General features: G+C 71.3%; 27 protein-coding genes. 10 read left to right on the forward strand and 17 right to left on the reverse strand.

Features of this window, described 5'->3' with window-relative positions:
• Positions 1–124: 124 nt before the first annotated feature.
• From AC07AB_RS32690 to clpS, 7 genes are all read right to left on the reverse strand, one after another.
• The gene (locus AC07AB_RS32690) at positions 125–1,075 is read right to left on the reverse strand and encodes a PLP-dependent cysteine synthase family protein (protein WP_478574695.1); all 951 of its coding nucleotides are present in this window, start codon (positions 1,073–1,075) and stop codon (positions 125–127) included.
• Positions 1,075–1,353 (reverse strand): MoaD/ThiS family protein, encoded by a 279-nt coding sequence (locus AC07AB_RS32695; protein ID WP_478574698.1) that lies wholly within the window; start codon positions 1,351–1,353, stop codon positions 1,075–1,077. Before AC07AB_RS32695 ends, AC07AB_RS32690 begins: the two co-directional genes overlap by 1 nt.
• A gap of 88 nt (positions 1,354–1,441) precedes the next feature.
• Positions 1,442–1,555: a putative leader peptide gene (locus tag AC07AB_RS32700; RefSeq protein WP_478574701.1), complete on the reverse strand. Its 114-nt coding sequence runs from the start codon at positions 1,553–1,555 to the stop codon at positions 1,442–1,444.
• Positions 1,556–1,690: 135 nt separating this feature from the next.
• Entirely contained in the window at positions 1,691–2,125 is a 435-nt protein-coding gene (locus tag AC07AB_RS32705; RefSeq protein ID WP_478574704.1) for a M67 family metallopeptidase, read from the reverse strand.
• A 262-nt stretch (positions 2,126–2,387) separates the two neighbouring features.
• Positions 2,388–3,875 carry an amino acid permease gene (locus AC07AB_RS32710; RefSeq protein WP_478574707.1) on the reverse strand — a complete coding sequence of 496 codons (1,488 nt, stop codon included), beginning with the start codon at positions 3,873–3,875 and terminating at the stop codon, positions 2,388–2,390.
• A gap of 307 nt (positions 3,876–4,182) precedes the next feature.
• The gene (locus tag AC07AB_RS32715; RefSeq protein WP_478574710.1) at positions 4,183–4,785 is read right to left on the reverse strand and encodes a DUF2017 domain-containing protein; all 603 of its coding nucleotides are present in this window, start codon (positions 4,783–4,785) and stop codon (positions 4,183–4,185) included.
• Positions 4,785–5,096: an ATP-dependent Clp protease adapter ClpS gene (gene clpS, locus AC07AB_RS32720; protein ID WP_478574713.1), complete on the reverse strand. Its 312-nt coding sequence runs from the start codon at positions 5,094–5,096 to the stop codon at positions 4,785–4,787. The genes AC07AB_RS32715 and clpS overlap by 1 nt, the downstream gene beginning before the upstream one ends.
• 282 nt (positions 5,097–5,378) lie before the next feature.
• On the opposite strand from clpS, the gene AC07AB_RS32725 reads away from it, so the two are divergent.
• On the forward strand, positions 5,379–6,707 hold the full coding sequence (locus AC07AB_RS32725) for a nicotinate phosphoribosyltransferase (RefSeq protein WP_478574715.1): 1,329 nt from the start codon (positions 5,379–5,381) through the stop codon (positions 6,705–6,707).
• A gap of 320 nt (positions 6,708–7,027) precedes the next feature.
• The gene (locus tag AC07AB_RS32730; RefSeq protein ID WP_478574717.1) at positions 7,028–7,621 is read left to right on the forward strand and encodes an isochorismatase family protein; all 594 of its coding nucleotides are present in this window, start codon (positions 7,028–7,030) and stop codon (positions 7,619–7,621) included.
• 192 nt (positions 7,622–7,813) lie between these two features.
• On the opposite strand, the gene AC07AB_RS32735 is transcribed toward AC07AB_RS32730, so the two are convergent.
• Complete coding sequence (locus AC07AB_RS32735) at positions 7,814–8,158, reverse strand: hypothetical protein (RefSeq protein ID WP_478574963.1); 345 nt, start codon at positions 8,156–8,158, stop codon at positions 7,814–7,816.
• A gap of 382 nt (positions 8,159–8,540) precedes the next feature.
• Between AC07AB_RS32735 and AC07AB_RS32740 the strand changes: the two genes are divergently transcribed.
• Positions 8,541–8,783: a hypothetical protein gene (locus AC07AB_RS32740; RefSeq protein WP_478574720.1), complete on the forward strand. Its 243-nt coding sequence runs from the start codon at positions 8,541–8,543 to the stop codon at positions 8,781–8,783.
• A 641-nt stretch (positions 8,784–9,424) separates the two neighbouring features.
• Positions 9,425–9,766 (forward strand): hypothetical protein, encoded by a 342-nt coding sequence (locus AC07AB_RS32745; RefSeq protein ID WP_478574722.1) that lies wholly within the window; start codon positions 9,425–9,427, stop codon positions 9,764–9,766.
• Positions 9,767–9,823: 57 nt separating this feature from the next.
• On the opposite strand, the gene AC07AB_RS32750 is transcribed toward AC07AB_RS32745, so the two are convergent.
• Both AC07AB_RS32750 and AC07AB_RS32755 read right to left on the reverse strand, forming a co-directional pair.
• Positions 9,824–10,501 (reverse strand): RDD family protein, encoded by a 678-nt coding sequence (locus AC07AB_RS32750; RefSeq protein ID WP_478574725.1) that lies wholly within the window; start codon positions 10,499–10,501, stop codon positions 9,824–9,826.
• A 107-nt stretch (positions 10,502–10,608) separates the two neighbouring features.
• On the reverse strand, positions 10,609–12,255 hold the full coding sequence (locus AC07AB_RS32755) for an RDD family protein (protein ID WP_478574728.1): 1,647 nt from the start codon (positions 12,253–12,255) through the stop codon (positions 10,609–10,611).
• Positions 12,256–12,658: 403 nt separating this feature from the next.
• Here AC07AB_RS32755 and AC07AB_RS32760 point away from each other — a divergent pair, with 403 nt between their 5' ends.
• The gene (locus AC07AB_RS32760; RefSeq protein WP_478574731.1) at positions 12,659–13,135 is read left to right on the forward strand and encodes an SsgA family sporulation/cell division regulator; all 477 of its coding nucleotides are present in this window, start codon (positions 12,659–12,661) and stop codon (positions 13,133–13,135) included.
• A 31-nt stretch (positions 13,136–13,166) separates the two neighbouring features.
• Here AC07AB_RS32760 and AC07AB_RS32765 read toward each other — a convergent pair whose 3' ends face one another.
• From AC07AB_RS32765 to hppD, 4 genes are all read right to left on the reverse strand, one after another.
• Entirely contained in the window at positions 13,167–13,562 is a 396-nt protein-coding gene (locus tag AC07AB_RS32765) for a VOC family protein (protein WP_478574734.1), read from the reverse strand.
• 189 nt (positions 13,563–13,751) lie between these two features.
• On the reverse strand, positions 13,752–15,122 hold the full coding sequence (locus tag AC07AB_RS32770; protein WP_478574737.1) for an FAD-binding oxidoreductase: 1,371 nt from the start codon (positions 15,120–15,122) through the stop codon (positions 13,752–13,754).
• A gap of 63 nt (positions 15,123–15,185) precedes the next feature.
• Positions 15,186–16,325 carry a phage baseplate protein gene (locus AC07AB_RS32775; protein ID WP_478574739.1) on the reverse strand — a complete coding sequence of 380 codons (1,140 nt, stop codon included), beginning with the start codon at positions 16,323–16,325 and terminating at the stop codon, positions 15,186–15,188.
• 314 nt (positions 16,326–16,639) lie between these two features.
• Positions 16,640–17,779 carry a 4-hydroxyphenylpyruvate dioxygenase gene (gene hppD, locus AC07AB_RS32780; protein WP_478574742.1) on the reverse strand — a complete coding sequence of 380 codons (1,140 nt, stop codon included), beginning with the start codon at positions 17,777–17,779 and terminating at the stop codon, positions 16,640–16,642.
• 141 nt (positions 17,780–17,920) lie between these two features.
• Here hppD and AC07AB_RS32785 point away from each other — a divergent pair, with 141 nt between their 5' ends.
• The 5 genes from AC07AB_RS32785 to AC07AB_RS32805 all read left to right on the forward strand — a co-directional run bounded on the left by AC07AB_RS32785 (position 17,921) and on the right by AC07AB_RS32805 (position 22,458).
• Positions 17,921–18,385 (forward strand): Lrp/AsnC family transcriptional regulator, encoded by a 465-nt coding sequence (locus AC07AB_RS32785; RefSeq protein ID WP_363130690.1) that lies wholly within the window; start codon positions 17,921–17,923, stop codon positions 18,383–18,385.
• A 24-nt stretch (positions 18,386–18,409) separates the two neighbouring features.
• Positions 18,410–19,057 (forward strand): ABC transporter permease, encoded by a 648-nt coding sequence (locus AC07AB_RS32790; protein ID WP_478574744.1) that lies wholly within the window; start codon positions 18,410–18,412, stop codon positions 19,055–19,057.
• On the forward strand, positions 19,050–20,327 hold the full coding sequence (locus tag AC07AB_RS32795) for a betaine/proline/choline family ABC transporter ATP-binding protein (RefSeq protein ID WP_478574747.1): 1,278 nt from the start codon (positions 19,050–19,052) through the stop codon (positions 20,325–20,327). Before AC07AB_RS32790 ends, AC07AB_RS32795 begins: the two co-directional genes overlap by 8 nt.
• Positions 20,324–21,202, forward strand: a complete 879-nt coding sequence (locus AC07AB_RS32800) for an ABC transporter permease (protein WP_478574749.1) — start codon at positions 20,324–20,326, stop codon at positions 21,200–21,202. The genes AC07AB_RS32795 and AC07AB_RS32800 overlap by 4 nt, the downstream gene beginning before the upstream one ends.
• 365 nt (positions 21,203–21,567) lie before the next feature.
• Positions 21,568–22,458, forward strand: coding sequence for a glycine betaine ABC transporter substrate-binding protein (locus AC07AB_RS32805; protein ID WP_478574965.1), 891 nt, complete (start codon positions 21,568–21,570; stop codon positions 22,456–22,458).
• 40 nt (positions 22,459–22,498) lie between these two features.
• Here the strand turns inward: AC07AB_RS32805 and AC07AB_RS32810 are convergent, their stop codons facing one another.
• From AC07AB_RS32810 to AC07AB_RS32820, 3 genes are all read right to left on the reverse strand, one after another.
• Complete coding sequence (locus AC07AB_RS32810) at positions 22,499–23,287, reverse strand: S16 family serine protease (RefSeq protein WP_478574751.1); 789 nt, start codon at positions 23,285–23,287, stop codon at positions 22,499–22,501.
• A gap of 562 nt (positions 23,288–23,849) precedes the next feature.
• On the reverse strand, positions 23,850–24,491 hold the full coding sequence (locus tag AC07AB_RS32815) for an IclR family transcriptional regulator (RefSeq protein WP_478574754.1): 642 nt from the start codon (positions 24,489–24,491) through the stop codon (positions 23,850–23,852).
• Between the two features lie 336 nt (positions 24,492–24,827).
• On the reverse strand, positions 24,828–26,615 hold the full coding sequence (locus AC07AB_RS32820; protein ID WP_478574756.1) for a DEAD/DEAH box helicase: 1,788 nt from the start codon (positions 26,613–26,615) through the stop codon (positions 24,828–24,830).
• Positions 26,616–26,808: the final 193 nt, after the last annotated feature.

Below are 26,808 nucleotides of genomic sequence, written 5' to 3' on the forward strand. Positions count from 1 at the left end.
GGGGGGGGGTTTTGGTGGGGGGGGTGGGGGGGGGGGGGGGGGGGATGGGGGTGGCCGCCGTGCGAGGGGGGGGGGGGGCGGGGCCGGGGGGGGGGGGGGGGCCCCCCCCCCGGGACGGACGCCGCTACGCCCAGAGCTGGCCGTGCAGCTTCTCGACCGCGGCCTCGGTGGTCTCGGCGGTGTAGACGCCCGTCGAAAGGTACTTCCAGCCGCCGTCGGCCACGATGAAGACGACGTCCGCGGCGCGCCCGGCCCGCTCCTCCTTGCGGGCCACGCCGATCGCCGCGTGCAGGGCGGCGCCCGTGGAGACGCCCGCGAAGATGCCTTCCTCGGCGAGGAGTTCGCGGGTCCGGCGGACCGCGTCCTCGGAGCCGACGGAGTAGCGGGTGGTGAGGACCGACTCGTCGTAGAGCTCGGGGATGAACCCCTCGTCCAGGTTGCGCAGCCCGTAGACGACGTCGTCGTAGCGCGGCTCGGCGGCGACGACGCTGATGCCGGGGACGTTCTCGCGCAGATAGCGGCCGACGCCCATGAGCGTGCCCGTGGTGCCGAGGCCCGCCACGAAGTGGGTGACGGAGGGCAGGTCGGCGAGGATCTCGGGGCCGGTGGTGGCGTAGTGCGCGCCCGCGTTGTCGGGGTTGCCGTACTGGTAGAGCATCACCCAGTCCGGGTGCTCCCCGGCGAGTTCCTTGGCGACCCGTACGGCCGTGTTGGAGCCGCCCGCCGCAGGCGAGGAGATGATCTCCGCCCCCCACATGGTGAGCAGTTGGCGCCGCTCCTCGCTGGTGTTCTCCGGCATGACGCACACCATGCGGTAGCCCTTGAGCTTCGCCGCCATGGCGAGCGAGATGCCGGTGTTGCCGCTGGTCGGCTCCAGGATGGTGCAGCCGGGCGTGAGCCGGCCGTCCTTCTCCGCCTGCTCGACCATGTGCAGGGCGGGGCGGTCCTTGACGGAGCCGGTGGGGTTGCGGTCCTCCAGCTTGGCCCAGATACGGACGTCCGTGGCCGGCGAGAGCCGCGGCAGCCGTACGAGCGGGGTGTTCCCGACGGCTGCCAGCGGGCTGTCGTAGCGCATCAGCGCATGCCGCCCGCGACGGCCGGGAGGATCGTGACGCTGTCGCCGTCGGTCAGCTCGGTGGTGATGCCGCCGAGGAAGCGGACGTCCTCGTCGTTGAGGTAGACGTTGACGAAGCGGCGCAGTTCGCCCTTGTCGACCAGGCGCTCGCTGATGCCGGGGTGGCGGCTTTCGAGGTCGGCGATGAGCTCCTGGAGCGTGGCTCCGCTGCCGCCGACCTCCTTCCGGCCGTCGGTGTAGGTGCGCAGGATGGTCGGAATGCGGACGTCGATGGCCATGGATGTGCTCCTGTCGGAATGCGGGAAGGGGCGTCGGGCTGCGCGCGGCGGCGCGCCGTGGTGCTGGTGCGAGCGGACGCCGCGGCAATCAGGCGGCAGGGCTGCGCGGACACATCGCGCTGGCGAGGCGGCACAGGTCGACGTGCAGCCGCGCCACGAGCAGTGCGCCCGGCGTCTTCTCGCTCACGTCGTGGGAAACCATGGGCTCATCGTATCGATTCCCGGTCCGGTCACCGGAAGGTTGTCCCGGGATGCGAACGGCTGGGTCTCGTTGTACGGACGCGATCGGGCGTACGGGCGGGCCGGGAGCCCGGCGAGGGCGCCCGTCCGGTCTCGCTCAGCCCGCTCCGTACTCCTCGACGAGCTTGACGTCCTCCTCGGTGATCACGCCGTCCACGATGCGGTACGAGCGGAAGGAGACGGGCCCCTCGTCGTTGCCGCACTCGGCGGTGGACACCAGCACGTAGTGGGCGCCCGGCTCGTTGGCGTAGCTGACGTCCGTACGGGAGGGGTACGCCTCGGTCGCGGTGTGCGAGTGGTAGACGATGACGGGTTCCTCGTCGCGGTCGTCCATGTCGCGGTAGAGCTTCAGCAGGTCCGTCGAGTCGAACTCGTAGAAGGTGGGCGAGCGCGCGGCGTTGAGCATCGGGATGAACCGCTCGGGGCGGTCGGTGCCCGCCGGGCCCGCGACCACTCCGCACGCCTCGTCGGGGTGGTCGGCGCGGGCGTGCGCCACGATCCGGTCGTGGAGGGCCTGGGTGATGGTCAGCATGGCGCCAGCATAAAAGGGGCCGTGCGGGGCGGGTCGCACGCAGGGGCCGGGGCGCGGGCGGGAAGGACCGGCGGGGCGGGTCGCGCGCAGGGGCCCGGGGCGCGGGCGGAAAGACCGGCGGAGCGGGTCGCACGCAGGGGGCCGGGGCGCGGGCGGGAAGACCGGCGGGCCCGCCCGCGCCGGTGAACGGCGCGGGCGGGCCCGGGTGCTGGACGTACGGCGGCGGGTGCGCGGGGTTCCCGCGTCCGCCGGTCCGTCTGCCTCAGTCCTCCTTCTCGGCCGTGCCCTGGGCGACCAGGTTCGGGTGGCCCTTGCGTTCGAACGCCTGCGGGTTGCGCGCCTTGAGCACGAAGTACCCGATCATCAGGATCGCCGCCCACACCGGGGCCGCGTACAGCGAGACCCGGGCCTCCTTGTCGACGCCCATCAGCACGATCACCATGGCGATGAAGGCGAGCGCGAAGAGGCTGGTCCAGGGGGCGCCGGGGGCCCGGAAGCTGGACTGCGGGAGCAGGCCGCGGTCGGCCATCCGGCGGTAGCGCAGCTGGGAGATGAGGATCATGATCCAGGCCCACATGCCGGAGATGGTCGCGAACGAGACGACGTAGTTGAACGCCTCGCCGGGCCACTGGTAGTTGATCCACACGCCGACGAGCATCAGCGCCACCGAGATCGCGGTGCCGCGCGTCGGCAGGCCGTTCTTGCTCAGGTAGTTGAAGACCTTGGGGCCCTGGCCGTTGCGCGAGAGATCGCGGAGCATACGGCCGGTGGAGTACATGCCCGAGTTGGCGGAGGAGAGCGCCGCGGTGAGCACCACGAAGTTGATGATGCCCGCGCCGGCCGGCAGGCCGATCTTCACGAACGCCGCGACGAACGGGCTGGTGTCCGGCAGGAATACGGTCCAGGGGACCACCGACAGGATGATGATGAGCGCGCCGATGTAGAAGACGGCGATGCGCCAGGGCACGGTGTTGATGGCCTTGGGCAGGACCTTCTTCGGATTGGTGGCCTCGCCCGCGGTGACGCCGACGAGTTCGACGGCGAGGAAGGCGAACATCACGATCTGCAGGGTCATCAGCGTGCCGCGGATACCGTGCGGGAAGAATCCGCCGTGGGACCAGAGGTTGGTGAAGGAGGCGGTGTCGCCGGCGTCGGAGAAGCCGATGGTGATCACGCCGAGGCCGATGAGGATCATGCCGATGATGGCCGTGACCTTGACCATCGAGAACCAGAACTCCAGCTCACCGAAGAGCTTGACCGAGATCAGGTTGACGCCGAAGAGGATGACCGTGAAGACGAGAGCCGATCCCCATTGTGGGATGTCCTTGTTCCAGTAATGCACATAGGTGGCCGCGGCGGTCACTTCCGTGATGCCGGTGACGACCCAGAAGAGCCAGTAGGTCCAGCCGGTGACAAACCCCCAGAACGGGCCGAGGAATTCTCGTGCGTACTCCGAGAACGACCCCGACACCGGGCGGTACATGAGCAGTTCGCCCAGTGCCCGCATGATGAAGAAGATGACCAGACCGGCCGCGGCGTAGGCGAGGATCAGGCTGGGCCCGGCCTTGGTGATGGCCTTGCCCGCACCGAGGAAGAGGCCGGTGCCGATGGCGCCGCCGATGGCGATCATCTGGATCTGACGGTTGCCCAGTCCGCGCTGGTAACCCTCTTCGGAAGCTCCCTGACCGCTTCCGTCCTGCTCTGCGGCAGCCGCTCCCGCGGCGTGGTCCGCGACCTGCTCAGAGGTCATGGTGGTGCGCCTTTCTCCATAACGACCCGGTCTGCCCGGATCGGGTCCCGATCCCCCCGGATGGAGTTCCTGCACGCCGACGGTCGGCCGGCGCAGCGCCCCCGCCGCGACATGGGTGGCGTCGCTGCGGCAGATCGTGAAGATTTATCACGGCCGTCGCGGGATCGGCACAAGTGACCATGGAACCGGCCGGTGGAAAAGTGGGACAATTAGCCTGGAGTGTGGCAATAACCCCGCCTGTAGTGACGGGATCGTTATCCGGATTTGAGCGCTCGTTGAGCGAACACTTCCCCCCGCATATCCGGCTTCAGGGCATAAGGGTTTCCACGAGGGATTCCTGGAGCCCGCCGAGCCACAGATATGCCATGACCATCGGCTTGCGCGGGTCCTCGTCCGGCAGCTGGAAGAACATCTCGCTGTCGTCGTCCGCGGCGATCTCCAGCCGGGCCCCGATGGCCAGCCGCAGGTCATTGAGGGCGCCGAGCCACTGCCGGGACTCCTCGGGCCGCAGCTTGAGCACGGCGCCGCCGTCGCCCGCGGCCGTCACCGAGTCGAGCGAACGCACGACGGCGAGGGCGTCCTCACGCTTACGGGTCCGCAGATCGTTCTCGGTGAAGCGGCGGAACTCGGCGGACCGCTCGCGCGCCGCGCCCTCCTCGGCCGACTCCGGCTTCACGTCCGGGCCGCCGTAGGCGTCCGGGAAGAGGCGGGCCAGCGCCGCGTCGGTGGGCGGCTCGCTCGGACCCTCCGCGAAGAGCCGGGCCAGCGGATCCTCGTCCTCCGGACCACTCTCGCCGGGCCCGATCAGCTCCAACAGCTGTACGGCCAGGCTGCGCAGGATGGATGCCTCGACCTCGTCGAGGGCGATGGCCGCGCCGCCGCCGGGGACCGGCTCGAAGTACCCGGCCATCAGCGGTCCTGCTGCAAGGTCGCCCACAGCCCGTAGCCGTGCATCGCCTGCACGTCGCGCTCCATTTCCTCGCGACTGCCGCTCGACACGGTGGCGCGGCCCTTGCGGTGGACGTCCAGCATCAGCTTGTGGGCCTTGTCCTTGGAGTAGCCGAAGTACGCCTGGAAGACGTACGTCACATAGCTCATGAGGTTCACCGGGTCGTTGTGTACGAGCGTGACCCAGGGAACGTCGGGCTCAGGCACCACGGAGGGTGCCTCGCTCGACTCGGGACGTTCGATCTCGACCGGTGCGACGCTCACGGGTTCCATGCTGCCACCCCGGGTGGGGCATCGCACAAACGGCCTCTAGAAATCGTCACTCTGACGAGTATTCGGGGTAGCATCTCGTGGCGGCCCCCGGACCCCGGCCAAGACCCGGTGCGGCGCGCACGAAGCGGAACAGCGACAACGCACAAGCGCACAGCCGAGAACGCACAGAGCACAGAAGCGCAGAAGCGCAGAAGCGCAGAAGCATGCGAACGCGGAAGTGCGGAAGCGCGGCACGGCATGGCACGGCAAGCACAGAGGGCACGAAAAGCGAGGTAGGCGGAAGTGAACGCTGCGGACCTGGGGCTGCCGGTGGAGGTGCCGTCGACGGCGCTCTTCACCGACCGATACGAACTCACCATGTTGCAGGCCGCCCTGCGGGCCGGCACCGCCGACCGCCGCTCGGTCTTCGAGGTATTCACCCGCAGACTGCCCGAGGGGCGCCGGTACGGTGTCGTGGGGGGCACCGGCCGGGTACTGGACGCCGTCGAGAACTTCCGCTTCGACGGGGACGTGCTCGACTTCATGGCCGAGCAGAACATCGTCGACGAACCGACGCTGGCGTGGCTCGCCGACTACCGGTTCCGTGGCGACATCTGGGGCTACCCCGAAGGCGAGGTGTACTTCCCCGGCTCGCCGATCATGCGCGTCGAGGGCACCTTCGCCGAGGCGGTGCTGCTGGAGACGGTGATCCTCTCGATCCTCAACCACGACTCGGCGGTCGCCGCCGCGGCGTCCCGGATGTCGGTGGCAGCGGGCGACCGGCCGCTGATGGAGATGGGCGCCCGCCGCACCCACGAGCTGGCGGCCGTCGCCGCCGCCCGCGCCGCGTACGTCGGCGGCTTCGCCACCACCTCCGACCTCGCGGCCGGCTTCCGCTACAACATCCCGACCGTGGGCACCAGCGCCCACGCCTTCACCCTGCTGCACGACAGCGAACGCGACGCCTTCACCGCGCAGGTCGACTCGCTCGGCGGCCGTACGACCCTGCTGGTCGACACCTACGACGTCACCGAGGCGGTGCGCACCGCCGTGGAGGTGGCCGGGCCGGAGCTGGGCGCGGTCCGCATCGACTCCGGCGACCTGCTGCTGATCGCGCACCGGGTGCGGCAGCAGCTCGACGACCTGGGCGCCGACAAGACGAAGATCGTGGTCACCAGCGATCTGGACGAGTACGCCATCGCCTCGCTCGCCGCCGCGCCCGTGGACGCGTACGGGGTCGGCACCCAGCTCGTCACCGGCAGCGGGCACCCGACCTGCTCCATGGTCTACAAGATCGTGGCCCGCGCCGACTCGAACGACCCGGCGGGCCCGCTGCGCCCAGTGGCGAAGAAGTCCATGGGCTCGAAGTCCTCGATGGGCGGACGCAAGTGGGCGGCCCGCCGCCCGGACGCGGACGGCATCGCCGAGGCCGAGGTCGTGGGCACCGGCCCGGTGCCGCCCGAACTGGCCGATCACCAGTTGCAGGTGCGGCTCGTGCGCGCGGGCGACGTGGTCGCCCGCGAGCCGCTGGACGCCGCCCGCGACCGGCACATTCGGGCCAGGGCGGGGCTGCCGCTGTCCGCGACGCAGCTGTCGCGGGGCGAGGCCGTGCTTCCTACGGAGTACGTGTAGCCGAGCCTCCCCCGGAGTACGTGGAGCCCCGCCTCCTCCGGAGTGAGTGGCGCCCCGCCTCCCCCGGAGTACGTGTAGGGGGAAGCGCATGTAGGGGGCGCGGGGTGACGGCGGGAGCGCCCCTTGGTGTCGCGTCACGCCCGTAGGAGCTGCTGCGGGCGTGACGGAAGGCGGGGTTCCGTCCGGTGGGAATCGCTTGGTTCGAACGCCCTCTCCCGTAACGCCTCCGCACTCACTACCCTCGGTCACAACGAGTCGGTCCGCACGCTCCCCCGAAGACCCCCCACCGCCCCCGCGGCCCCTGCCAAAGGATGCGCACCATGCACCGTGCATTGATCGTCGTTGACGTGCAGAACGACTTCTGCGAAGGCGGCAGCCTCGGCGTCGCGGGCGGCGCCGACGTCGCCGCCGGGGTCACGGACCTCATCGGCGAGGCCACCGCCGGGTACCGCTACGTGGTCGCGACGCGTGACCATCACATCGATCCCGGTGAGCACTTCTCCTCCCATCCGGACTTCGAGAACTCCTGGCCCCCGCACTGCGTCGCCGGCACGGAAGGCAGCGGCTTCCATCCGAACTTCGCGCCGGCCGTCGCCTCCGGCGCCGTCGAGGCGGTCTTCGACAAGGGCGCCCACACGGCCGCGTACAGCGGGTTCGAGGGCGCCGACGAGAACGGGACGCCGCTGGCCCGCTGGCTGCGGGACCGGGACGTGGCCGAGGTGGACGTCGTCGGCCTCGCCACCGACCACTGCGTACGGGCCACCGCGCTGGACGCGCGGCGCGAGCGCTTCGTCACGCGGGTGCTCCTGGACCTGACCGCCGGCGTCGCCCGGGGCACCACCGAGCGGGCCCTTGAAGAGCTGCGGGACGCCGGCGTGGAGCTGAGCGGCAAGCCGGTCCTCCAGAACGGCTGACCGGCGGCGGCAGCCTGCGGCCGTCCGCGATACGGCGCGGTCTGTCCATGGTCCGCCCACGGCCGCCTGGCGGCGGCACGGGCGCAGGGCCGCGGTGACGGGGCGCAGGGCCGCGGGACGGGCGTGGAGGCCGCGCGGTACGCCTGCGCGCCGGTCCGCGGCCCCGGCGGCCCACGTCCGTACGGGCACTCGCTAGTGGCTGGCTCCCGCGCGGCGGTCCGCCGGGGCGCGCAGCAGGCTGCGGATCGGGTGCCACGACTCGGTGTCGTCGTCGGGCACGGACCGCCAGACGAGGCCGTCCGGGTGGTGCAGCACCGCCGTTATCTCGTCGGGCGTCGGCGGCTCGGTGTTGCCACGCAGGTAGACGGCGCGCAGCCCGAGGTTGCGGAGCCTGGTCAGGGCGCGCTGGCGGTTCACGGCGTGCACCAGGACCCGCACCCGGGCCCCCGGCATCCCACTGCCGCCGGGCGGGCTGGGCAGCGACAGGGCCACCACCACACTGCCCCCCGGAAGCTTGGCGAATCCGCCACCGGCCATGTGCATCAGAACCCCTTCGTGAGACGTCGCGTCAATAAGAGCTTCACGGGATGCATTCAAACGCTATCGGCCGCCGACCGCTAGGGGGCAATGGCTCACACACCTCTGACCTGCGGCAATGCTGATCCATCGGATAGCGGCCTGGCCTGGAGCTCCATCGCGGGGCCGCCCGGACCTGCCTTAATGATCTTGCTCGGGAGGTGAGTGTCAGTAAGGATCACGCCATATGCGCGGTCATCGGCCACGCGCCGACGGGGTCCGCGGCCGCCGGTGCGCACGCCCCCGCGGGGCCTCCCCTTCCGCTTCCGCTTTCCGCACCCCGAGACTCGCGGCGCCAAAAGGCGCACGACGCAAGAAGTCTCGCGCCGTCAAAAGTCTTGCAGTGCCAAAACTGGAGAACCTGGAGGTGTTTCTGGTTGAAGTCTTTACGCAAGGCCCCGCCGCCGCCTTTCTGGCGACCGGTGGATCGGCTGAGGATTGTGCGCCGGTCCGGGATTCCCCGCAGCACTTCCTCACCGGTGAACGCGCCCCGTCGACCGCCTCCGAAACCGGAGCGCACACCATGGATTTATCGACCTTGCCGCCGGAGGCGGCCGGAGCCCATTGGAGCCCGCGAAGATCGTGAATATCTTTTCGGTCTTCTCCGGTGCAAGTTCCGCATAGCCGCCGCTACCGCTCTCGACGATCTTCGACGCACCGCGGCGTTCGCGCTCCGCGTCGCGGAGTGCCACCGGCTGCGCCACGACGGCGAGCCGACCTTCGCCCGCGGCCCGTACGAGCCCTGACCCCCTTCCCGAAAACCCAACCTGACCTGCAGAAACCCTCACCCGCACACGATCGCTGGGCGATCGTTCACCCGCGTGGCGCGGGCAGCCGGGGCCGCCGCCCGGAGCGCGCCGACCGCCGTGATCACGGCACCGGACCCGATCCTTCCCGTTGACTGTTGTGCGTTTGTGAGCGTCCTTCTCCGTAAGAACTGAGGAGGCGTTAATCCGGAGTGACAGAAGGAAAAGCAGATCCGCGTCGGAACCCGGACGGCCGGTGCGGTACGTGGCCTTTGCGTTACGAATATCGGACATCAACAGGCGCGCCCATCTCAGCTGTCGGATGGCTGAATGATTCCGTGCGCCCCCCATGCATCGGTACCGTGTGTTAGGTCACGCTTACCAGCAGTTCCGTGGGGGCAGACAGCCCCGTAGAGTCGTTTTGCGGTACGCACTACACGACTCTCCCCCTCAATCGAAGCCCCGAGGACGGATCACCGCTATGCCGCGTCCGACTCCCGCACAGATCGCCTACGGTTCGGCCACTGTCGTCATCTCCGCCCTCGCGATGCTGCTTCTGTCGCAGACGCGAACGGGGCTGGGGGTAGCGGTGGTCGCCGTCGTCGCCCTCGCGCTCGGGCTACTCGTCGCCATGACCGTGCCGCTGCCGCGCACGGCCGCTCGCGCGGCGCGAGCCAATGAGCCGCAGACCACCACCGCTCCGGGCACCGCCGCCGTGTCCACGCCCGCGGCCGTGTCGGTCTCCGCACGCCGGGTGGCCGGCCGACGCGCGCCCGCGCGCGCCGGTGGCTCACGGATCAAGGAGCACTCCCTGCGCCGCTGAGCGGCAAAACGTTTTTGCCCCCTTGTCCCACATGCTCCCCGTGGTGCACACCCCGGTTCACCGCGCGGAGACCACCACGGTCCTGGCGGCCTTGTCGTGCAGGCACTGCTGATACGGCTTGTCCCAGGTGCACCACAGGACGTTGACCAGCCAGAAGATGAAGCCGCAGCACGGCACGATCTCCGGCAGGGAGTAGGTGGCCGCCCGCGCCCATCCGGGGCGGCCCGCCGGAATCGCGCCGTTCTCCAGCATCGCCACGCGGATCTTCATCAGCCGCTTGCCGACGGTCTGCCCCCGGCTGGTGAGCATCAGCCCCTCGTAGACGAAGTAGACGAGGGCGATGATCACCGACAGGCTCGTGGACTTCACGGTGTCCTCGGTCGGGTTGTAGCCGCCGATCACCAGCGTGGCGACGACGCTGACCGGGATGCCGACGATGAGCCCGTCGATGATCCGGGCCACGAGACGCCGGCCCCGGCCGGCGAGGGGCGGCATCCCCGCCAGCGGGTCGGCCGCACCGTATTGATCCCCGTACGGATTGCCGGGGCCGCCGCCCCCGCCGTACGGGCCACTGCCACCGTACGGACCACCGCCCCCGTCGCCGTACGGTCCACCGCCCCCGCCGCCGGGCACGTCCGCGCCGTACGGCGGAGGCGGAGGGGCGGAAGGCGGCGGTTCCTGCGGCTTCTTCCGGAACGGGTCATCCTCGGGCGGCCGCGCTTGGTCGCTACTCATGGACCCAGTAGACCGGCCTACGCGGACCGTCGCATCCGGCTCACGCCGTCCGGGTGGAATTCGAGCCGCGCGAAATGGCGCCCTCCGGCGCACTCACCGCGCCACGCTCAGCCGGCGTCCGCCACGAAGGTGTGCGCCGCCTTGTCGTGCCAGCACTGCCGCCACGGCCGGTCGAACAGACACCACAGGACGTTCACGACGCCGACCACCAGCAGGCCCAGCACGCCGTACACCAGCCATCGGCGCAGCGCCGCCCCGAACGACGGCTTGTCGTGGTCCTCGATGCTCAGCACCCGCACCCCGCACAGCTTCTTGCCCGCCGTGCGGCCCCACTTGGCCGTGGGCAGCGCCTCGTACACGACCCCGGCCAGCAGCAGCACGGCCAGCACGATGCCGAGGTAGGTGCCGGTCGTACCGTCCAGGAGCCAGACGGTGACGGTCTCGCCCGACTGCTTGGCCCCCTCGACCTTGCCGTCGATGTGGTCGGCCGCCTTCGACCAGAGCGGCACGGCGGCCGCGGCCACGATCGCGCCCAGCACCACCGAATCGATCAGCCGCGCGCCGAGGCGGCGGCCGAGGGAGGCGGGCCGGCCCTGGGCCTGCGCCGCTTGGAGGAAGGGGTTGTCCACCGGGGGCTTCCACGGAATGACACCCTCCGCCGGGGCCGCCGGAGCATAGGCGCCCGCGTGCGCCCCCTCGGGGTACGGAGCCGCCTGCTGCGGCTGCTGTGCCTGCTGCCCTTGCTGTTGCGACCACGCGGGCGCGCCGCCGCCCTGCACGGGCACCAGGCCCTGCGGGGGCTGAACCGGCTGAACGGACGGCTGGGGACCCTGCGCGGTCCGTGCCTGCGGGCCCTGCTGTCCGTGTTGGCCCTGCTGTGCTTGCTGTGCTTGCTGTGCTTGCTGGCCCTGCTGCCCTGGTCCGCCCGCCGGCGCGGGCTGCACGCGCGCCTCGGGGCTGTCCGTACCGCGCCCGTAACCGGCCATCGCCCCGCCGATCGGGGCGGCCCACGGCTCGGGGGCCGGCTCGGCGGCGCGTACGGGCGGCGGAGCGGCGTGTCCGGCGGGGGGCGTGCCGCCGCCCTGGGCGGGCACGCTCTCGCCGCTCCGGGCGGGTGCGGCGGCCGGGGGCGCGGCCTCGGTGCTCTCGGCCGGGGCGGGCCAGACGACGTCATCGGGCGCGGACCGCGCGGCGGGGGCGTACCGGGCGGTCTCAGGTGCGCCCGCCTCCGGCTCGGAAGGCCGGTGCGCGGACGCCGTCTCGGGCCGCTCGTCGGCCGTACGGTCGTCCGGGCCCCAGGAGATGTGGCGGTCCGGCTCGCCGCCGAAGGCGTTCTGGGGCGAGGCGCCGGCCGGCCAGCCGGCAGCGGGTCCGGGCCGGGCGCCGTGCGGTCGCCGCGGGTCGTCCCGCTCCGGGGCGGGAACGGCTGATTCGGACCGTACGTCCGGGGCCGCCGTTCGCGGCAGCGGCTCCTCGTCGAGGAACATCGGCCCGGTCTCCTCGGGCAGCGCGACCGTGGGCCGCAGGGGCTCGGCGGGGCCGGCCTCGGGCGTGCGCACGACCGGCGGGGCGAGCGGCGGCGGCGCCGCCGCGGGGGCGGCCGGCATCGCCTCGCCGTCCACCGGAGCGGGCCGGCTGGTGCCGGGGGCCCATGCGGCGCCGTTCCAGTACCGGATGTAGCCGGGGATGGACGGGTCCGGGTAGAAGCCGGGGGTGGGGCTGCCGTCGGCTGATCCTGAGGTAGACGCGCTCATGATGTCCGATGTCCCGTATCTGTTCGGCCGTGCTGTGTCGTGTGGTGCTCGGTGGGGCGTAAGCAGTCTGCCGCACCGGCGCGAGGAGGTGTAGAGCGCTCGGCCCTTCGCGACCTCGGCCCTGGGGCGGCCTCGGCCCTTCGCGGCCTCGACGCTTCGTGGCTCGGTGCCTCGTGACCTCAATGCACACAACGCAACCGGGTGTGCAGGGAACAGGTCTACCAGAAGGGCCGAGCGCCCGGGGCCGACCGGCCGGAGCACCACCCGCACGTGCGAGCCGGAAAATATTCGGAATGTTTCCGGGAAGTCGCGTAATGGAGTGAGGGGCAGCGCGCTCTATCCGGTGCGGGCCCGTTCACAGGGGCTGCGCACCGAGAGATACAGAGCAGAGAGGGCGCACTTCATGCACACCGTGGTGGAACGAGAGCTGGAGCTCAACCTGGTGCTGTCGCCGGAGCGCAGCATCCCCGTACCGGCCCGCCTGTCCTACAGCACCGACGATCCGTTCGCCGTCCACATCAGCTTCCATGTCACCTCGGACTCCCCCGTGAACTGGACGTTCGCCCGTGAGCTGCTGGTGGAGGGCGTCTTCCGGGCCTGCGGGCACGGGGATGTGCGGGTGTGGCCGACGAAGATCGACGGCCGCAGCATCGTCTGCATGGCCCTGTCGTCCCCGGACGGCGACGCGCTCCTGGAGGCGCCCGCCTCGGTGGTCTCCGCGTGGCTGGAACGCACCCTGCGGGCGGTGGCGCCGGGCTCGGAGCACGAGCGCCTCGCCATCGACGACGCGCTGCGCCAGCTGCTGGCCCCCACCCCGGGCGACGACCTGTGGCTGCGCGGCCCGTGGCCGTCCGACGGCTCGCCGGAGGCGGGGGCGTAGCGGGCCGCCTCCCGTGGGTGGCGGCGCGGGGTCACTCGCCCTTGATGTAGGGGTGGGTCAGGAACTCGATGGCGTGTCCGTCCGGGTCGTCGACATAGACGCCCCGGCCGTTGTGCCGATGGTTGATCTGCTGGGGCTCGGTGTGGAAGGGGTCGCCCCAGTACGGCAGTTCGCGGCTCTTGATGCGCGTGAAGATCTCGTCGAACTCGTCCTCGGAGACCAGGAAGGCGAGGTGTTGCGGCGTGATCTTGAAGCCCTCGAGGAGGTGGTCGTCGGCGTAGTCGACGGTGACGTCGTTGGCGAGCGTGATCTCGGCGAACGGCCCGAACGTCTTCGGCTCCGGCTCGCCGAGGAGTTCGGTGACGAAGCGGGCGGAGGCGAAGCGGTCGGTGCTGTGCACGATGGTGTGGTTGAGCTGCGCGGGCACGGGACCTCCAAGGTGGTGGATGCCGTCAATTCCGTGGACTCAGTGCACTTTGACCGTACGTTCCGCACTCTGGCCCCGCATCGGACTTCCGGACGAGTCCGGCTGCGTCCGTGGCCCCGAACGCCCTACGTCCCTCGCCCTAAACCCCTGCCCGAACGGCCGGGCCGCCCGGGGTCGCCCGCCCTGCTCTCAGAAGACCTTCCCCGGGTTCAGGATGCCGAGAGGGTCGAAGGTGCGTTTGATGCCGCGCTGCATCTCCAGGCCGACCGGGCCGAGTTCGCGGGCGAGCCAGTCGCGTTTGAGGAGGCCGACGCCGTGTTCTCCGGTGATGGTGCCGCCGAGTTCGAGGCCGAGGGCCATGATCTCGTCGAAGGATTCGCGGGCGTGGCGGGCCTCGTCGGGGTCGTCGGGGTCGAAGCAGACGGTGGGGTGGGTGTTGCCGTCTCCGGCGTGGGCGCAGACGCCGATGGTGAGCTTGTGCCGCTCGGCGATGGCGGCGACGCCGTCGAGCAGGGCGCCGAGCCGGGAGCGGGGCACGCACACGTCGTCGATCATCGTGGCGGGCTTGAGCGCTTCCAGGGCGGTGAGGGTCAGCCGGCGGGCCTTGAGCAGCAGTTCGGATTCGGCCGCGGTCTCGGCGGGGACGACTTCGGTGGCGCCGGCCGCGGTGCACAGGGCGCCGACCGCGGCGAGGTCGGCGGACGGGTCGGGGGTGTCGAAGGCGGCGAGCAGGAGCGCTTCGGTGGTTTCGGGCAGGCCCATGCGGGCGAGCGCGTTGACGGCCCGTACGGAGGTGCGGTCCATGAGTTCGAGCAGTGAGGGGGCGTGGCCGCGGGCCATGATGTCGCAGACGGCGGCGCAGGCGGCGGCCGTGGAGGGGAATTCCGCGGCGAGCGCGAGTTGCTGGGGCGGTGCGGGCTTGAGGGCGAGTACGGCCCGTACGACGATGCCCAGGCTGCCCTCGGAGCCGACGAACAGGCGGGTGAGGTCGTACCCCGCGACGCCCTTGGCGGTGCGGTGGCCGGTGCGCAGCAGCCGTCCGTCGGCGAGGACGACGTCGAGGCCGAGGACGTAGTCGGCGGTGACGCCGTACTTCACGCAGCACAGGCCGCCGGAGGCGGTGCCGATATTGCCGCCGATGGTGCACTCCTCCCAGCTGGAGGGGTCGGGCGGGTAGGCGAGGCCCTGTTCGGCGACGGCCCGGGAGAGCGCGGCGTTGACGACGCCGGGTTCGACGACGGCGATCCGGTCGACGGGGTTGATCTCGATGATCTTGTCGAGCGCGGTGAGGGACAGCACGACGCAGCCCTCGACGGCGTTGGCCGCGCCGGACAGGCCGGTACGGGCGCCCTGCGGCACGACGGGCACGCGCAGCGCGGTGGCGGTGCGCATGACGTGCCGCACCTCTTCGACGGTGCGGGGCAGGACGACCGCGGCGGGTTGCCCGGCCGCGCAGAAGCTGGCCATGTCGTTGGCGTACGAGCGGGTGACGTCGGGGTCGGTGAGGACCGCCGCGGTGGGGAGCCCGTCGCACAGGAGTTTGATCAAGTCGCCGCCCATACTCATCACCCTCGCACTCCGGGGGCCGGTAGGGAAGATCGCGTCAGCGGGCGGCCGCCGCCCTCAGCGGCCGCCCCACTGGAAGATCGAGTACGCGCGGCCCCGCCCCGGCCCGGTGGCGAACCCCATGCACAGCCGCGGGGCGGCGGCGCTCCCGATGACCGCGAGTCCCTCCGGCTCGCGTGGGTGGAGGGATCCCCCGGCGAGGATGCGCGCTTGCTGTACGACCTCGCCGCTGCGCATGTCGATGCAGAAGAGGCGGGTGTTGCCGCCCGAGGGGCGGGGGTTCTTCGGGCCGTAGGCGCTGCCGAGCAGTTGGTACGCGTAGTCGCCGCGCACCGCCATCCCCTGGTACGGCAGCCGCAGTTCCGTGCCGGGCTGGGCGAAGTCGGCGAGCGGTTCGAACTGCCGGGCGGCGAAGGCGTCGAGGGCGTAGAGCGCGTAACGGGGCCTGCCCTTGCGGATGTAGCGCAGCAGCAGCCGGCGGGTGGTGATGTCGATGGCCGGGTAGTTGCCGGTGGTGCCGGGCTTGGGGCGGAAGGTGCCCGGGGCCGCGCGGTCGGTGTGCAGTACGGAGCCCTCGGCGTAGGCGATGCGGGCGATGCCGCGCCCGTAGCCGCTGCCGGGGTGGGCGTCCCACTCGGTCCACAGGTCGGCGGCGCCCGCGTCGGGGTCGACGCCGATCGTGCCGCCGTGGCCGAACCCCTTGAGGTACATCCGGCCGAGCTGTCTGCCGCCGGTCGAGAGCCGGTTGAGGCAGAGGTCGCCGTGGCGCTGCCGCTCGGCGTGGGAGTACGCGCGGGGCTCGCCGCGCAGCCGGACGCCGCCCTGCATCACCTGGAGCGCGTAGAGGTGGCCGCGGCTCTCGTCGAAGCCGAAGGACTGGAGGACGGTGGTGTGGTGGAGCCTGGCGCCGTTGATCAGCCGGGTGGGGGTCCCGGAGAAGTCGATCCAGGGGCGCGGGCCGAAAGGCTCCGCGCGGGCGAAGGGCTCTGCCCGGACGGGAGGTTCCGCCCGTACGAGAGGCTCCGCCCGTACGAGAGGTTCCGCGCGGGCGGCCTGTCCCGCCCGTCCGGCGGCCCGCGCGGCGCGGCCGTCGAGCGTGGTCAGCACGGCCGCCGCCGAGACCGCTCCGCCCAGCCCGAGGAGTTGTCTGCGGCCGAACAGCCGCTCCTGTTCCTGACCCTGACCCCGCTGCTCCATGCGCCCCATTCGATACTGCCCTCTCTCACGTCTCTCGCGACCGTACGGTCCGGTCCAGTGCATGACCGGGAACGGGGTGCGGAGTGCGCGTGGAGCGGGAAGTTCATCCGTATGAGAGTCGGGGGCGGCGCAGGGCGGGCATGGCGAGGGGGGGGGAACCCCCCCGTTCTCTCCCCCCCCCCCCCCCCCCCCCCCCCCCCCTCCCTCCCCCCCCCCCCCCCCCCCCCCCCCCCCCCCCCCCCCCCACCACGCGGTCGGACTCGGCGCGGTCGTACCGGGCGCGGTCGGAGCCGGCGCGGTCGGACCGGGCGCGGTCAGAGGTTGCCGCGCAGCTCCTGCTCGCGCTCGATGGCCTGGAAGAGCGCCTTGAAGTTGCCCTTGCCGAAACCCATGGAGCCGTGCCGCTCGATCATCTCGAAGAAGACGGTCGGGCGGTCCTGGACCGGCTTGGTGAAGATCTGGAGCAGGTAGCCGTCCTCGTCGCGGTCCACGAGGATCTTCAGCTCGCGCAGCGTCTCCACGGGGACGCGGGTCTCGCCGGCCCACTCCCCCAGCGTGTCGTAGTACGAGTCCGGGGTGTCCAGGAACTGGACGCCGGCCGCCCGCATGGCCCGTACGGACGCGACGATGTCGTTGGTGGCGAGCGCGATGTGCTGCACGCCCGGCCCGCCGTAGAACTCCAGGTACTCGTCGATCTGCGACTTCTTCTTGGCGATGGCCGGCTCGTTGAGCGGGAACTTCACCTTCCGGGTGCCGTCCGCGACGACCTTCGACATGAGGGCGGAGTACTCGGTGGCGATGTCGTCGCCCACGAACTCCTTCATGTTCGTGAAGCCCATGACGTTGTTGTAGAACTCGACCCACTCGTTCATCCGGCCGAGCTCGACGTTGCCCACGCAGTGGTCGATCGCCTGGAAGCGGCGCGTCACCGGCTCCACCATCGGCTCGGCGGCGGCGTAGCCGGGGAGGTACGGGCCGTCGTAGCCGGAGCGGTCGACGAGGGTGTGGCGGGTCTTGCCGTAGGTGGCGATGGCGGCCAGCACGACGGTGCCGTGCTCGTCCTTGACCTCGTACGGCTCCTGGAGGCCGGTGGCGCCGTGCGCCGTGGCGTAGGCGTACGCGGCGCGGGTATCCGGCACTTCGATGGCGAGGTCCACGACCCCGTCGCCGTGCTCGGCGACATGGTCGGCGAGGAATGTGCCGTGCTCGGAGGCGGCCTTGATGACGGAGGTGAACACGAATCGGGCGCCGCCGGATTCGAGGACGTAGCTGGCCGTCTCACGGCTGCCGTTCTCGGGACCCGAGTAGGCGACGCGCGTCATGCCGAAGGCCGTGGAGTAGTAATGGGCGGCCTGCTTCGCGTTGCCTACGGCGAAGACGACCGCGTCCATCCCCTTGACCGGGAAGGGGTCCGCCTGCCGTGCGGTGCTGGGGGTGTGCAGGGTCTCTGTCATGGCCGCAGGCTCTCTCCGAAACACAAGGTGCGCAATAGTTTGCGTTTTCCCTGGGCAATCTGACCAGTGGTAGGGCAGTATTTCCGAGCGTTCTGTACATGATGACCATCGCCCCATCGAACCCTCGCCCCGGAGGCCCCGGTGATCGATCATTTGGACGGCAGATTGCTGGAGCTACTGGCCCAGGAGCCGCGCATAGGAATTCTTGAGGCTTCGCGCAGGCTGGGCGTCGCGCGCGGCACCGCACAGGCCCGTTTGGACCGTTTGCAGAGCAATGGGGTCATTCGTGGATTCGGCCCAGATGTGGACCCGGCGGCGATCGGATACCCGGTGACGGCGTTCGCGACGCTGGAGATCAAACAGGGTCAAGGGGCGGACGTCCGAAGCCACTTGGCGGGCGTACCAGAGGTGCTCGAACTGCACACCACGACGGGACACGGCGATATGCTGTGCCGCCTTGTAGCCCGTTCCAACGCCGACCTCCAACGTGTGATCGACCGAGTTGTGGGTTTTGATGGCATTGTTCGGGCGTCCACAGCGATCGTGATGGAGAATCCGGTGCCACTGAGGATCATTCCCCTGGTGAAGCAGGCGTCGGAGGACTGACCATAGCGTCGAGGGAGCGGCCCAGTGGATTTCTGGGAATACATCGGCAACCGGTACGCGCAATTGCTCACCGACACCTTCCAACACGCCAGCGCCGTCTTTCAGTGCATGGTCGTCGCCACCCTGATCGGCGTGCTGATCGGCGTCGCCACCTACCGCAGCGAATGGGCCGGGAACCTCGCCATCACCTCGACGGCCACCGTCCTCACGGTCCCCTCGCTCGCCATGATCGGCCTGCTCATCCCGATCACCGGGCTCGGCGTCGCGCCGACCGTCACCGCCCTGATCCTCTACGGGCTGCTGCCCATCGTCCGCAACGCGATCGTCGGGCTGCGCGGCGTCGACCCCACTCTGGTGGACGCCGCCAAGGGCCTCGGCATGTCCCGGCTCGCCCGGCTCCTCAGGGTGGAGCTGCCGCTCGCCTGGCCGCCCATCCTCACCGGAATCCGGGTCTCCACCCAGATGCTGATGGGCATCGCGGCCATCGGCGCGTACTCCTCCGGGCCGGGCCTGGGCAACGAGATCTTCCGCGGCATCTCCTCTCTGGGCAGCGCCAACGCGCTCAACCAGGTGCTCGCCGGGACACTCGGGATCGTGATCCTCGCGCTCGTCTTCGACGCCGTGTACGTCCTCATCGGACGGCTGACCATCTCCAGGGGGATCCGTGCCTGACGCCTCGACGCAGACCAGCGCTCCCGCGCGCACCACGACCACCGGCGCCACCATCCAGTTGGAGGCCCTGACAAAGCGCTACTCCGGCACCCCCACCCCCGCGGTGGAGGACGTCAACATGGACATCAAGGCCGGCGAGCTCGTGGTCTTCGTGGGCCCGTCCGGCTGCGGCAAGACCACCACCATGAAGATGATCAACCGGCTGATCGAGCCCACCTCCGGCCGGATACGGATCAACGACGAGGACGTCACCGGCATCGACCCGGTGCGGCTGCGCCGCAAGGTCGGCTACGCCATCCAGTCCTCCGGGCTCTTCCCGCACATGACCGTCGCCCAGAACATCGCGCTCGTGCCGAAGCTGATCGGCTGGTCGAAGTCCAAGGTCAAGAGCCGTATCGAGGAGATGCTGGACCTCGTCGGGCTGGACGCCGGCGAATTCCAGGGCCGCTACCCGCGGCAGCTGTCGGGCGGCCAGCAGCAGCGCGTCGGCGTCGCCCGCGCGCTCGCCGCCGACCCGCCCGTACTCCTGATGGACGAGCCCTTCGGCGCGGTCGACCCCATAACCCGCGACCACCTCCAGGACGAGCTGATCCGGCTCCAGCACGAGCTGCACAAGACCATCGTCTTCGTCACCCACGACTTCGACGAGGCCATCAAGCTCGGCGACCGCATCGCGGTGCTCCGCGAACGCTCGCACATAGCCCAGTTCGACACCCCCGAGGCCATCCTCACCAACCCCGCCGACGACTTCGTCTCCGGCTTCGTGGGCGCGGGCGCCGCGCTCAAACGGCTCAACCTCACCCGCGTACGGGACGTGGAGATCGTCGACTTCCCCACCGCCACCATCGACGACCCGCTCCAGAACCTCTTCGACATGCTGCGCTCCGGCTCCACCAACGAGGTGCTGCTGCTCGACCGGTACAAACGCCCGTACAAATGGCTGCGGCGGGGCGATCTGATGCGGGCCAAGGGGTCGCTGGCCCGCGCCGGGACGCTCGTGCACGACACCGTCACCCGCGACGCCACGCTGCGCGACGCGCTGGAGGCCGTCCTCACCGACAACGCCGGGCGGGTCGCGGTCACCGGGCGGCGCGGCGAGTACACCGGCGTCGTCGACATGGAGACGCTGATGAACTCCGTGCAGCAGCTGCTGGAGGAGGACCGCCTCGAAGCGGTCGAGCACCAGCACGCACTGCAGGAACAGCGCGCGCAGCAGGCCAGACAGGAGTCCGCGGGCGCGACCGCCATCCGCCCCGAGGACGTCTCATGAGACGCCGGGACCACAAGCGGCCCAGGGGCGAGCGGGCCCCCGGCGAGCACGAGGTGAAGGGGCTCGCCTTCCGCGACGAGGTGGACGTCGACGAGCCCGCGGCGGGGCCGGTCCGGCCCTCCGCCGCGAAGCCCGCCCGCCGCATCACCTGGCAGCGGCTCACCTACATGCCGATCGTGCTGGCCCTGATCCTGCTCGCGCTGTGGCTGTGGTTCCGCGGCGCCGACCTCGACTCGATCGCCCGCAACTCGATCGCGGACGGCAATATCTGGCTGCGGCTGCGCCAGCACATCTACCTCACGGTCGTCTCCACCTTCTTCGTACTGATCATCGCGATCCCGCTGGGCATCCTGCTCACCCGCCGCAGGCTGCGCGGCGCGGCGCCGTTCGCCATGGCCGTCGCCAACATCGGCCAGGCGACCCCCGCGATCGGCCTGCTGGCCCTGCTCGTCATCTGGATGGGCATCGGCCGCCAGGCCGCGCTCTTCGGCATCGTCATCTACGCCGTGCTGCCCGTGCTCGCCAACACCATCGCGGGCCTCAAGGCCATCGACCCGACGCTGGTCGAGGCGGCGCGCGGCATCGGCATGTCGGCGACCGGGGTGCTGGGGAAGGTCGAACTGCCGCTGGCCGTACCGCTGATCCTCGCGGGCGTGCGCACCGCGCTCGTGCTCAACGTCGGCACGGCGACGCTCGCCGCCTTCGGGGGCGGCGGCGGCCTGGGCGACCTGATCACCACGGGCATCACCAATCAGCGGATGCCGATCCTGGTGCTGGGGTCCGTACTGACGGTGGTGCTCGCCCTGCTCGTGGACTGGCTGGCGTCGCTGGCCGAACTGCTGCTGCGGCCGCGTGGACTGGAGGGGAGCGACTGATGGCGCGTATACCGAGGTCCGGCCGGGGTCCGCAGCATACGGATCTGACCGCGCCGGAGCCGGGGGGCGGGCGGGCCGGTACGGTCCTGCCCGAGCCGGAGCCAGGGGGCGGGCGAGCCGGTACGGTCCTGCCCGAGCCCGAGCCCGAGCCCGAGCCCGAGCCGGGACGCGGGCGAGCCCGTACGGTCCTGCCCGAGCCGGATCCGGGGGGCGGGCGGGCCCGTACGGTCCTGCCCGCGCCCGTCCGCTCAGCCGCTCGTACGCCGTTCCGCGCGCCGCTCCGCCTGCCCCTGGCCGCCGCCGCGGTCGGCGCGCTGCTGGCCCCGCTCGCCCTCGGCGGCTGCGGGCTGACCAGCGGCAGCCCCATGGTCGACAATGTCCAGCCGGGCTCCATAGGGCAGGGCAAGCCGCTCAAGGGCGCCGATCTGACCGTCACCTCCAAGGAGTTCACGGAGCAGATCATCCTGGGGCAGGTCATGGGCCTGGCCTTCAAGGCCGCCGGTGCGACCGTCCTGGACCGCACCGACATCCAGGGCTCCATCGGCGCCCGCGAGGCCGTCAAGTCCGGGGACGCGGACGCGATGTACGAGTACACCGGCACGTCCTGGATCACCTACCTCGGCAACGACAAGCCCATCGCCGACCCGCACGAGCAGTGGCAGGCCGTGTACGACGCCGACCTCAAGAACGGCATCACCTGGCTGCCGCCGGCCTCCCTCAACAACACCTACGCGCTGGCGCTGAACCCCGCGAACGCGAAGAAGTACGGCACCAAGACGCTCTCGGACGTCGCCGCGCTGGCGAAGAAGGACCGGTCGGCGGTGAGCCTGTGCGTGGAGAGCGAGTTCGCGGCGCGCAACGACGGGCTGCCGGGCATGCAGAAGAAGTACGGGATGCGGCTCCCCGCCTCCAGCATCCAGAAGATGGACGGCGGCATCGTCTACACGCAGGTCTCCAAGGGCAACGCGTGCACGTACGGCGAGGTCTTCACGACGGACGGCCGGATCAAGGCCATGAACCTCGAAGTGATGCGCGACGACCAGCACTTCTTCCCCAACTACAACGCCGCTCCCGAGATCAACAGCAAGGCGATGAAGAAGTACCCGGCCATCAAGGACGTCCTCGACCCGATCACGAAGAAGCTCACGAACGACGTGGCCCGGACGCTCAACGCCAAGGTGGACGTGGACGGGCAGGACCCGCACCAGGTCGCCAAGGACTGGATGGTCGCGGAGGGCTTCATCAAGGGCGGCTGAGGGGCGGAAGCCGGGGCCCGGGCCCGGGGGCCGGAGGGGATCAGCAGGTGGGGACCGTACGGCCCGCCGCCAGCGCCTGGAGGGAGGAGACCGAGTCCTTGAGGGTGGTGACGGGGATGAGCTGGAGCCCCTTGGGGCGTACGGCCTCGGCCTCCTTGCACTCCCCCTTCGGCACGAGGAACACGGTGGCCCCGTCCCGCTTGGCGGCCTGCGTCTTGAGCTGCACGCCGCCGACCGGTCCGACACTCCCGTCGGGGTCGATGGTGCCGGTGCCCGCGATCGTCCGGCCGCCGGTGAGGTCGCCGCCGCGGCCGTCGCCGTCGATCTTGTCGATGATGCCGAGGGTGAAGAGGAGCCCGGCGCTGGGCCCGCCGATGCGGGCGAGATCGAGGGTGACCTTCACGTCCTTGGACGACCGGTGGAGGTAGCGCAGGGCGGCCTCGGTGGCGGCGTCCTGCGACTTCCGCATGTCGGCGAAGTTGTGCTTCTCGACCTCGGCGGTCGTGTTGCCGACCGGGTACACGGAGTCCCGCGGCATGACGGCGCGGTCCGTCCGGAACCAGCTGTCGACCACGTCGCCGAGGCGCACATCGGCGTCCGGGCCGGTGGCGACGATCGTGGTGGCCCGCAGCTGACCGGTGGTCTTGCGGGTGTCGGCCCCCTTGACCGTGATCACCTGCTCACCGCGGCGGGACCCGAGCACGTCCGCGGTGGAACCCGGCTGCGCCAGCGAGAACGGCAACGGCGCAAAGGCGGCCACGGCGAGCAGGGCGACGACGAGCGCGGAGCAGACCACGAGAACGCGAGCACGAGAGGACACGCCCGCCACCCTAATTCACCCCCACCCCGACAGCCGCCCGCGACCGGGGCCGGGGCCCTCCGGGGTGGGTGGGGTTGTACGGGCGGGGCTCGGGGCGGGTGACGACCGGCCCTTGCCGGGCGGGGCTCCGGGCGGGACTCCGGCCCGCGCGGTGGGACGTACGGGCGGGACGGCGCGTACGGACACGGCGCCGAGCGGAATTGCGACCACCCCTTGCCGGGCGGGCCCCGGGCGGGACTCCGGCCCGCGCGGTGGGACGTACGGGCGGGGGCCGGTAACGCGCGAGAACGGGCCCCCGGGGTGGATTGCGACCACCCCTTGCCGTACGGGCGCCGGGCCGGGCTCCCGCCACGGGCAAGCGGCGGGCCGCCCGGCGCACGGGCACACGCGAGCGACGGCTCGGCACGGCCGGAGCCGCAGGCGCATCGGCTGCGGGCCGGGCGCCCGTCGCCCGCTCGCGACGGTCCGGCGCAGCCGCGGGCCGGCGGGGGCGTCCCGGGCCTCGCTGGCCTGCGGAGGAATCCGAGGGTGCCGCCCCCGCATCGCCCCCCGCCCAAGCGCGAGCGCAACGTCAGCGCAGGGCTTCCGCGACCTCCTTGGCCGCGTCCATGACACGGTGGCCGACCCGTTCGGGGACCGAGTCCGCGAGCATCACCACGCCCACGCTGCCCTCTATCCCCGTCACCCCCAGGAGCGGGGCGGCGGCGCCGCTCGCGCCCGCTTCCAGTTCGCCGTGGGTGAGGGCGTAGCCCGGGTCGCCGGCCTCGCCCCGGCGGGCGGCGAGGATCGCGCGGCCCGCCGCGCCGCGGTCCAGCGGGTGGCGGAAACCGGCGCGGTAGGCGACGTGGTAGTCGGTCCAGGTCGGTTCGACGACGGCGACCGCCAGCGCCTCCGTCCCGTCGACCAGGGTGAGATGGGCCGTGGCGCCGATGTCCTCGGCCAGGGAGCGCAGCGCCGGCAGCGCCGCTTCCCGTACCAGGGGGTGCACTTGGCGGCCGAGCCGCAGCACCCCCAGCCCGACGCGGGCCCGGCCGCCGATGTCCCGGCGTACGAGCGCGTGCTGCTCCAGGGTCGCGAGCAGGCGGTAGACCACGGTCCGGTTGACGCCGAGCTTGGTGGACAGCTCGGTGACGGTGAGCCCGTGGTCGGTGTCGGCGAGCAGTTTGAGGACGCGCAATCCTCGGTCGAGCGTCTGCGAGGTCTCCGCGGTCACGACGCCCCCTCCTCACGTGAGTGGCGGCTCCCGTCGCGGGGTGGGGACACCGCCGGTCCCGTCCGGCAGCGCGCGCGAGAGGCCGCCGGCCGCTAGTCGCACGGCACCGGCTGCGCTCCGCGGCGGCGCTGCCACGGGGCGTGTGCGTGTCCCGGCACGGTAGCGAGCCGGTCCGCTGAGCGGAAGGGCTTGCCCACAATCCGGGCAATGGGCGGGTGATATGCGCGATCCGTCCGGTGGACGGACGCGAGATCGCCCGCGGAACGCCCCCTTCCGAGGGCATCCCGCGATCAGCCCGCCCGGCGCTCGCCACCCCCGCCCGGCGCGAACGTCACGTCACCGCATGCGCGTGGCCCACTCCTGCACCTTCTTGATCCGCTCGTTCAACTGCCCCGCCGTCGCCTCCGCGCTCGGCGGCCCCCCGCACACCCGGCGCAGCTCGGTGTGGACGACGCCGTGCGGCTTGCCGCTCTGGTGGACGTACGCGCCGACCAGCGAGTTGAGCTGCTTGCGCAGCTCCAGCATCTGCTTGTGCGAGACGATCGGCCGCCGCTCGGCCGGCAGCTCGACGAGGTCGGCCTCGGCGGCCGGCTTCTGCCGGCTGTGGGCGATCTGCCGGGTCTGCCGCTTCTGGAGCAGCATCTGCACCTGGTCGGGCTCCAGCAGTCCGGGGATTCCCAGGTAGTCCTGCTCCTCCTCGCTGCCGGGGTGCGCCTGCATCCCGAACTCCGCGCCGTCGTAGAGCACCCGGTCGAAGACCGCGTCGGACTCCAGCGCCTCGAAGGAGAGCTGGTCGTCCTCGCCGGTGTCCTCGTCCTGCTCCTTCTCGGCCTCTTGGAGGAGCTTGTCCTCCTCGGCGTACGGGTCCTCCTCGCTCTCCTTCTTCGGCTTGTCGAGGACGTGGTCGCGCTCCACCTCCATCTCGTTGGCGAAGGTGAGCAGCGTCGGGATGGTCGGCACGAAGACGGAGGCGGTCTCGCCGCGCCGCCGCGACCGCACGAAGCGGCCGACGGCCTGGGCGAAGAAGAGCGGCGTGGAGATGGTGGTGGCGTAGACGCCGACGGCCAGGCGCGGCACGTCCACGCCCTCGGACACCATGCGGACCGCGACCATCCACCGGTCGTCGGACTGCGCGAAGTCGTCGATGCGCTGCGAGGCGCCGGTGTCGTCGGAGAGTACGAGCGTGGCGCCCTGCCCGGTGATCTCGCGGATCAGCTTGGCGTACGCGCGCGCCGACTCCTGGTCGGAGGCGATGACGAGGGCTCCCGCGTCGGGGATGGCCTTGCGCACCTCGCTGAGGCGCTGGTCGGCGGCGCGCAACACGTTCGGCATCCAGTCGCCGCGCGGGTCGAGGGCGGTGCGCCACGCCTGCGAGACGGCGTCCTTGGTCATGGGCTCGCCGAGGCGGGCGGCGATCTCGTCGCCCGCCTTGGTGCGCCAGCGCATCTGGCCGCTGTAGGAGAGGAAGATGACGGGCCGCACGACGCCGTCGGCGAGCGCGTTGCCGTAGCCGTAGGTGTAGTCGGCGGAGGACCGGCGGATGCCGTCGTTGCCCTCTTCGTACGCGACGAAGGGGATGGGGTTGGTGTCCGAGCGGAACGGCGTGCCGGTCAGCGCGAGCCGCCGGGTCGCCGGGTCGAACGCCTCCGAGCACGCCTCGCCCCAGGACTTCGAGTCACCGGCGTGGTGGATCTCGTCGAGGATCACGAGGGTCTTGCGCTGCTCGCAGCGGTTGCGGTGGAGCATCGGCCGGACGCCGACGCCCGCGTAGGTCACGGCGACGCCGTGGTACTCGCGGCCGATCGGCCCGGCGCTGTACTCCGGGTCCAGTTTGATGCCGATCCGGGCCGCGGCCTCCGCCCACTGCTTCTTCAGGTGCTCGGTGGGGGCGACCACGGTCACCTGCTGTACGACGTGGTGGTGGAGCATCCAGGAGGCGAGGGTCAGCGCGAAGGTGGTCTTCCCGGCGCCGGGTGTGGCGACGGCGAGGAAGTCGCGCGGCTGCTCCTCGATGTACTTGGCCATCGCGCCCTCCTGCCAGGCGCGCAGTTTGTTCGCGGTACCCCAAGGGGCCCGGCCGGGGAAGGCGGGCGAGAGGTGGTGATTGGCTGCGGTGGTAGTCACGGTCTCCGTCGGGCTGGCTCGGCGATCGGCAACCGCGTCAGCCTACCCGCGTCCCCCTCCCCACCCCGTCGCCATAACCCGCCATGACCCCCGGGTGCGACCCACCTCACACTGGAGCCCGCACCCGGCCGGTCGTCAGTCGGCACGTCGGCGACTGCCGCATCGGCGCGTCGGCCGGCGCCACCGGCCGGAA

The sequence above is a fragment of the Streptomyces sp. NPDC044033 genome (assembly GCF_056434425.1).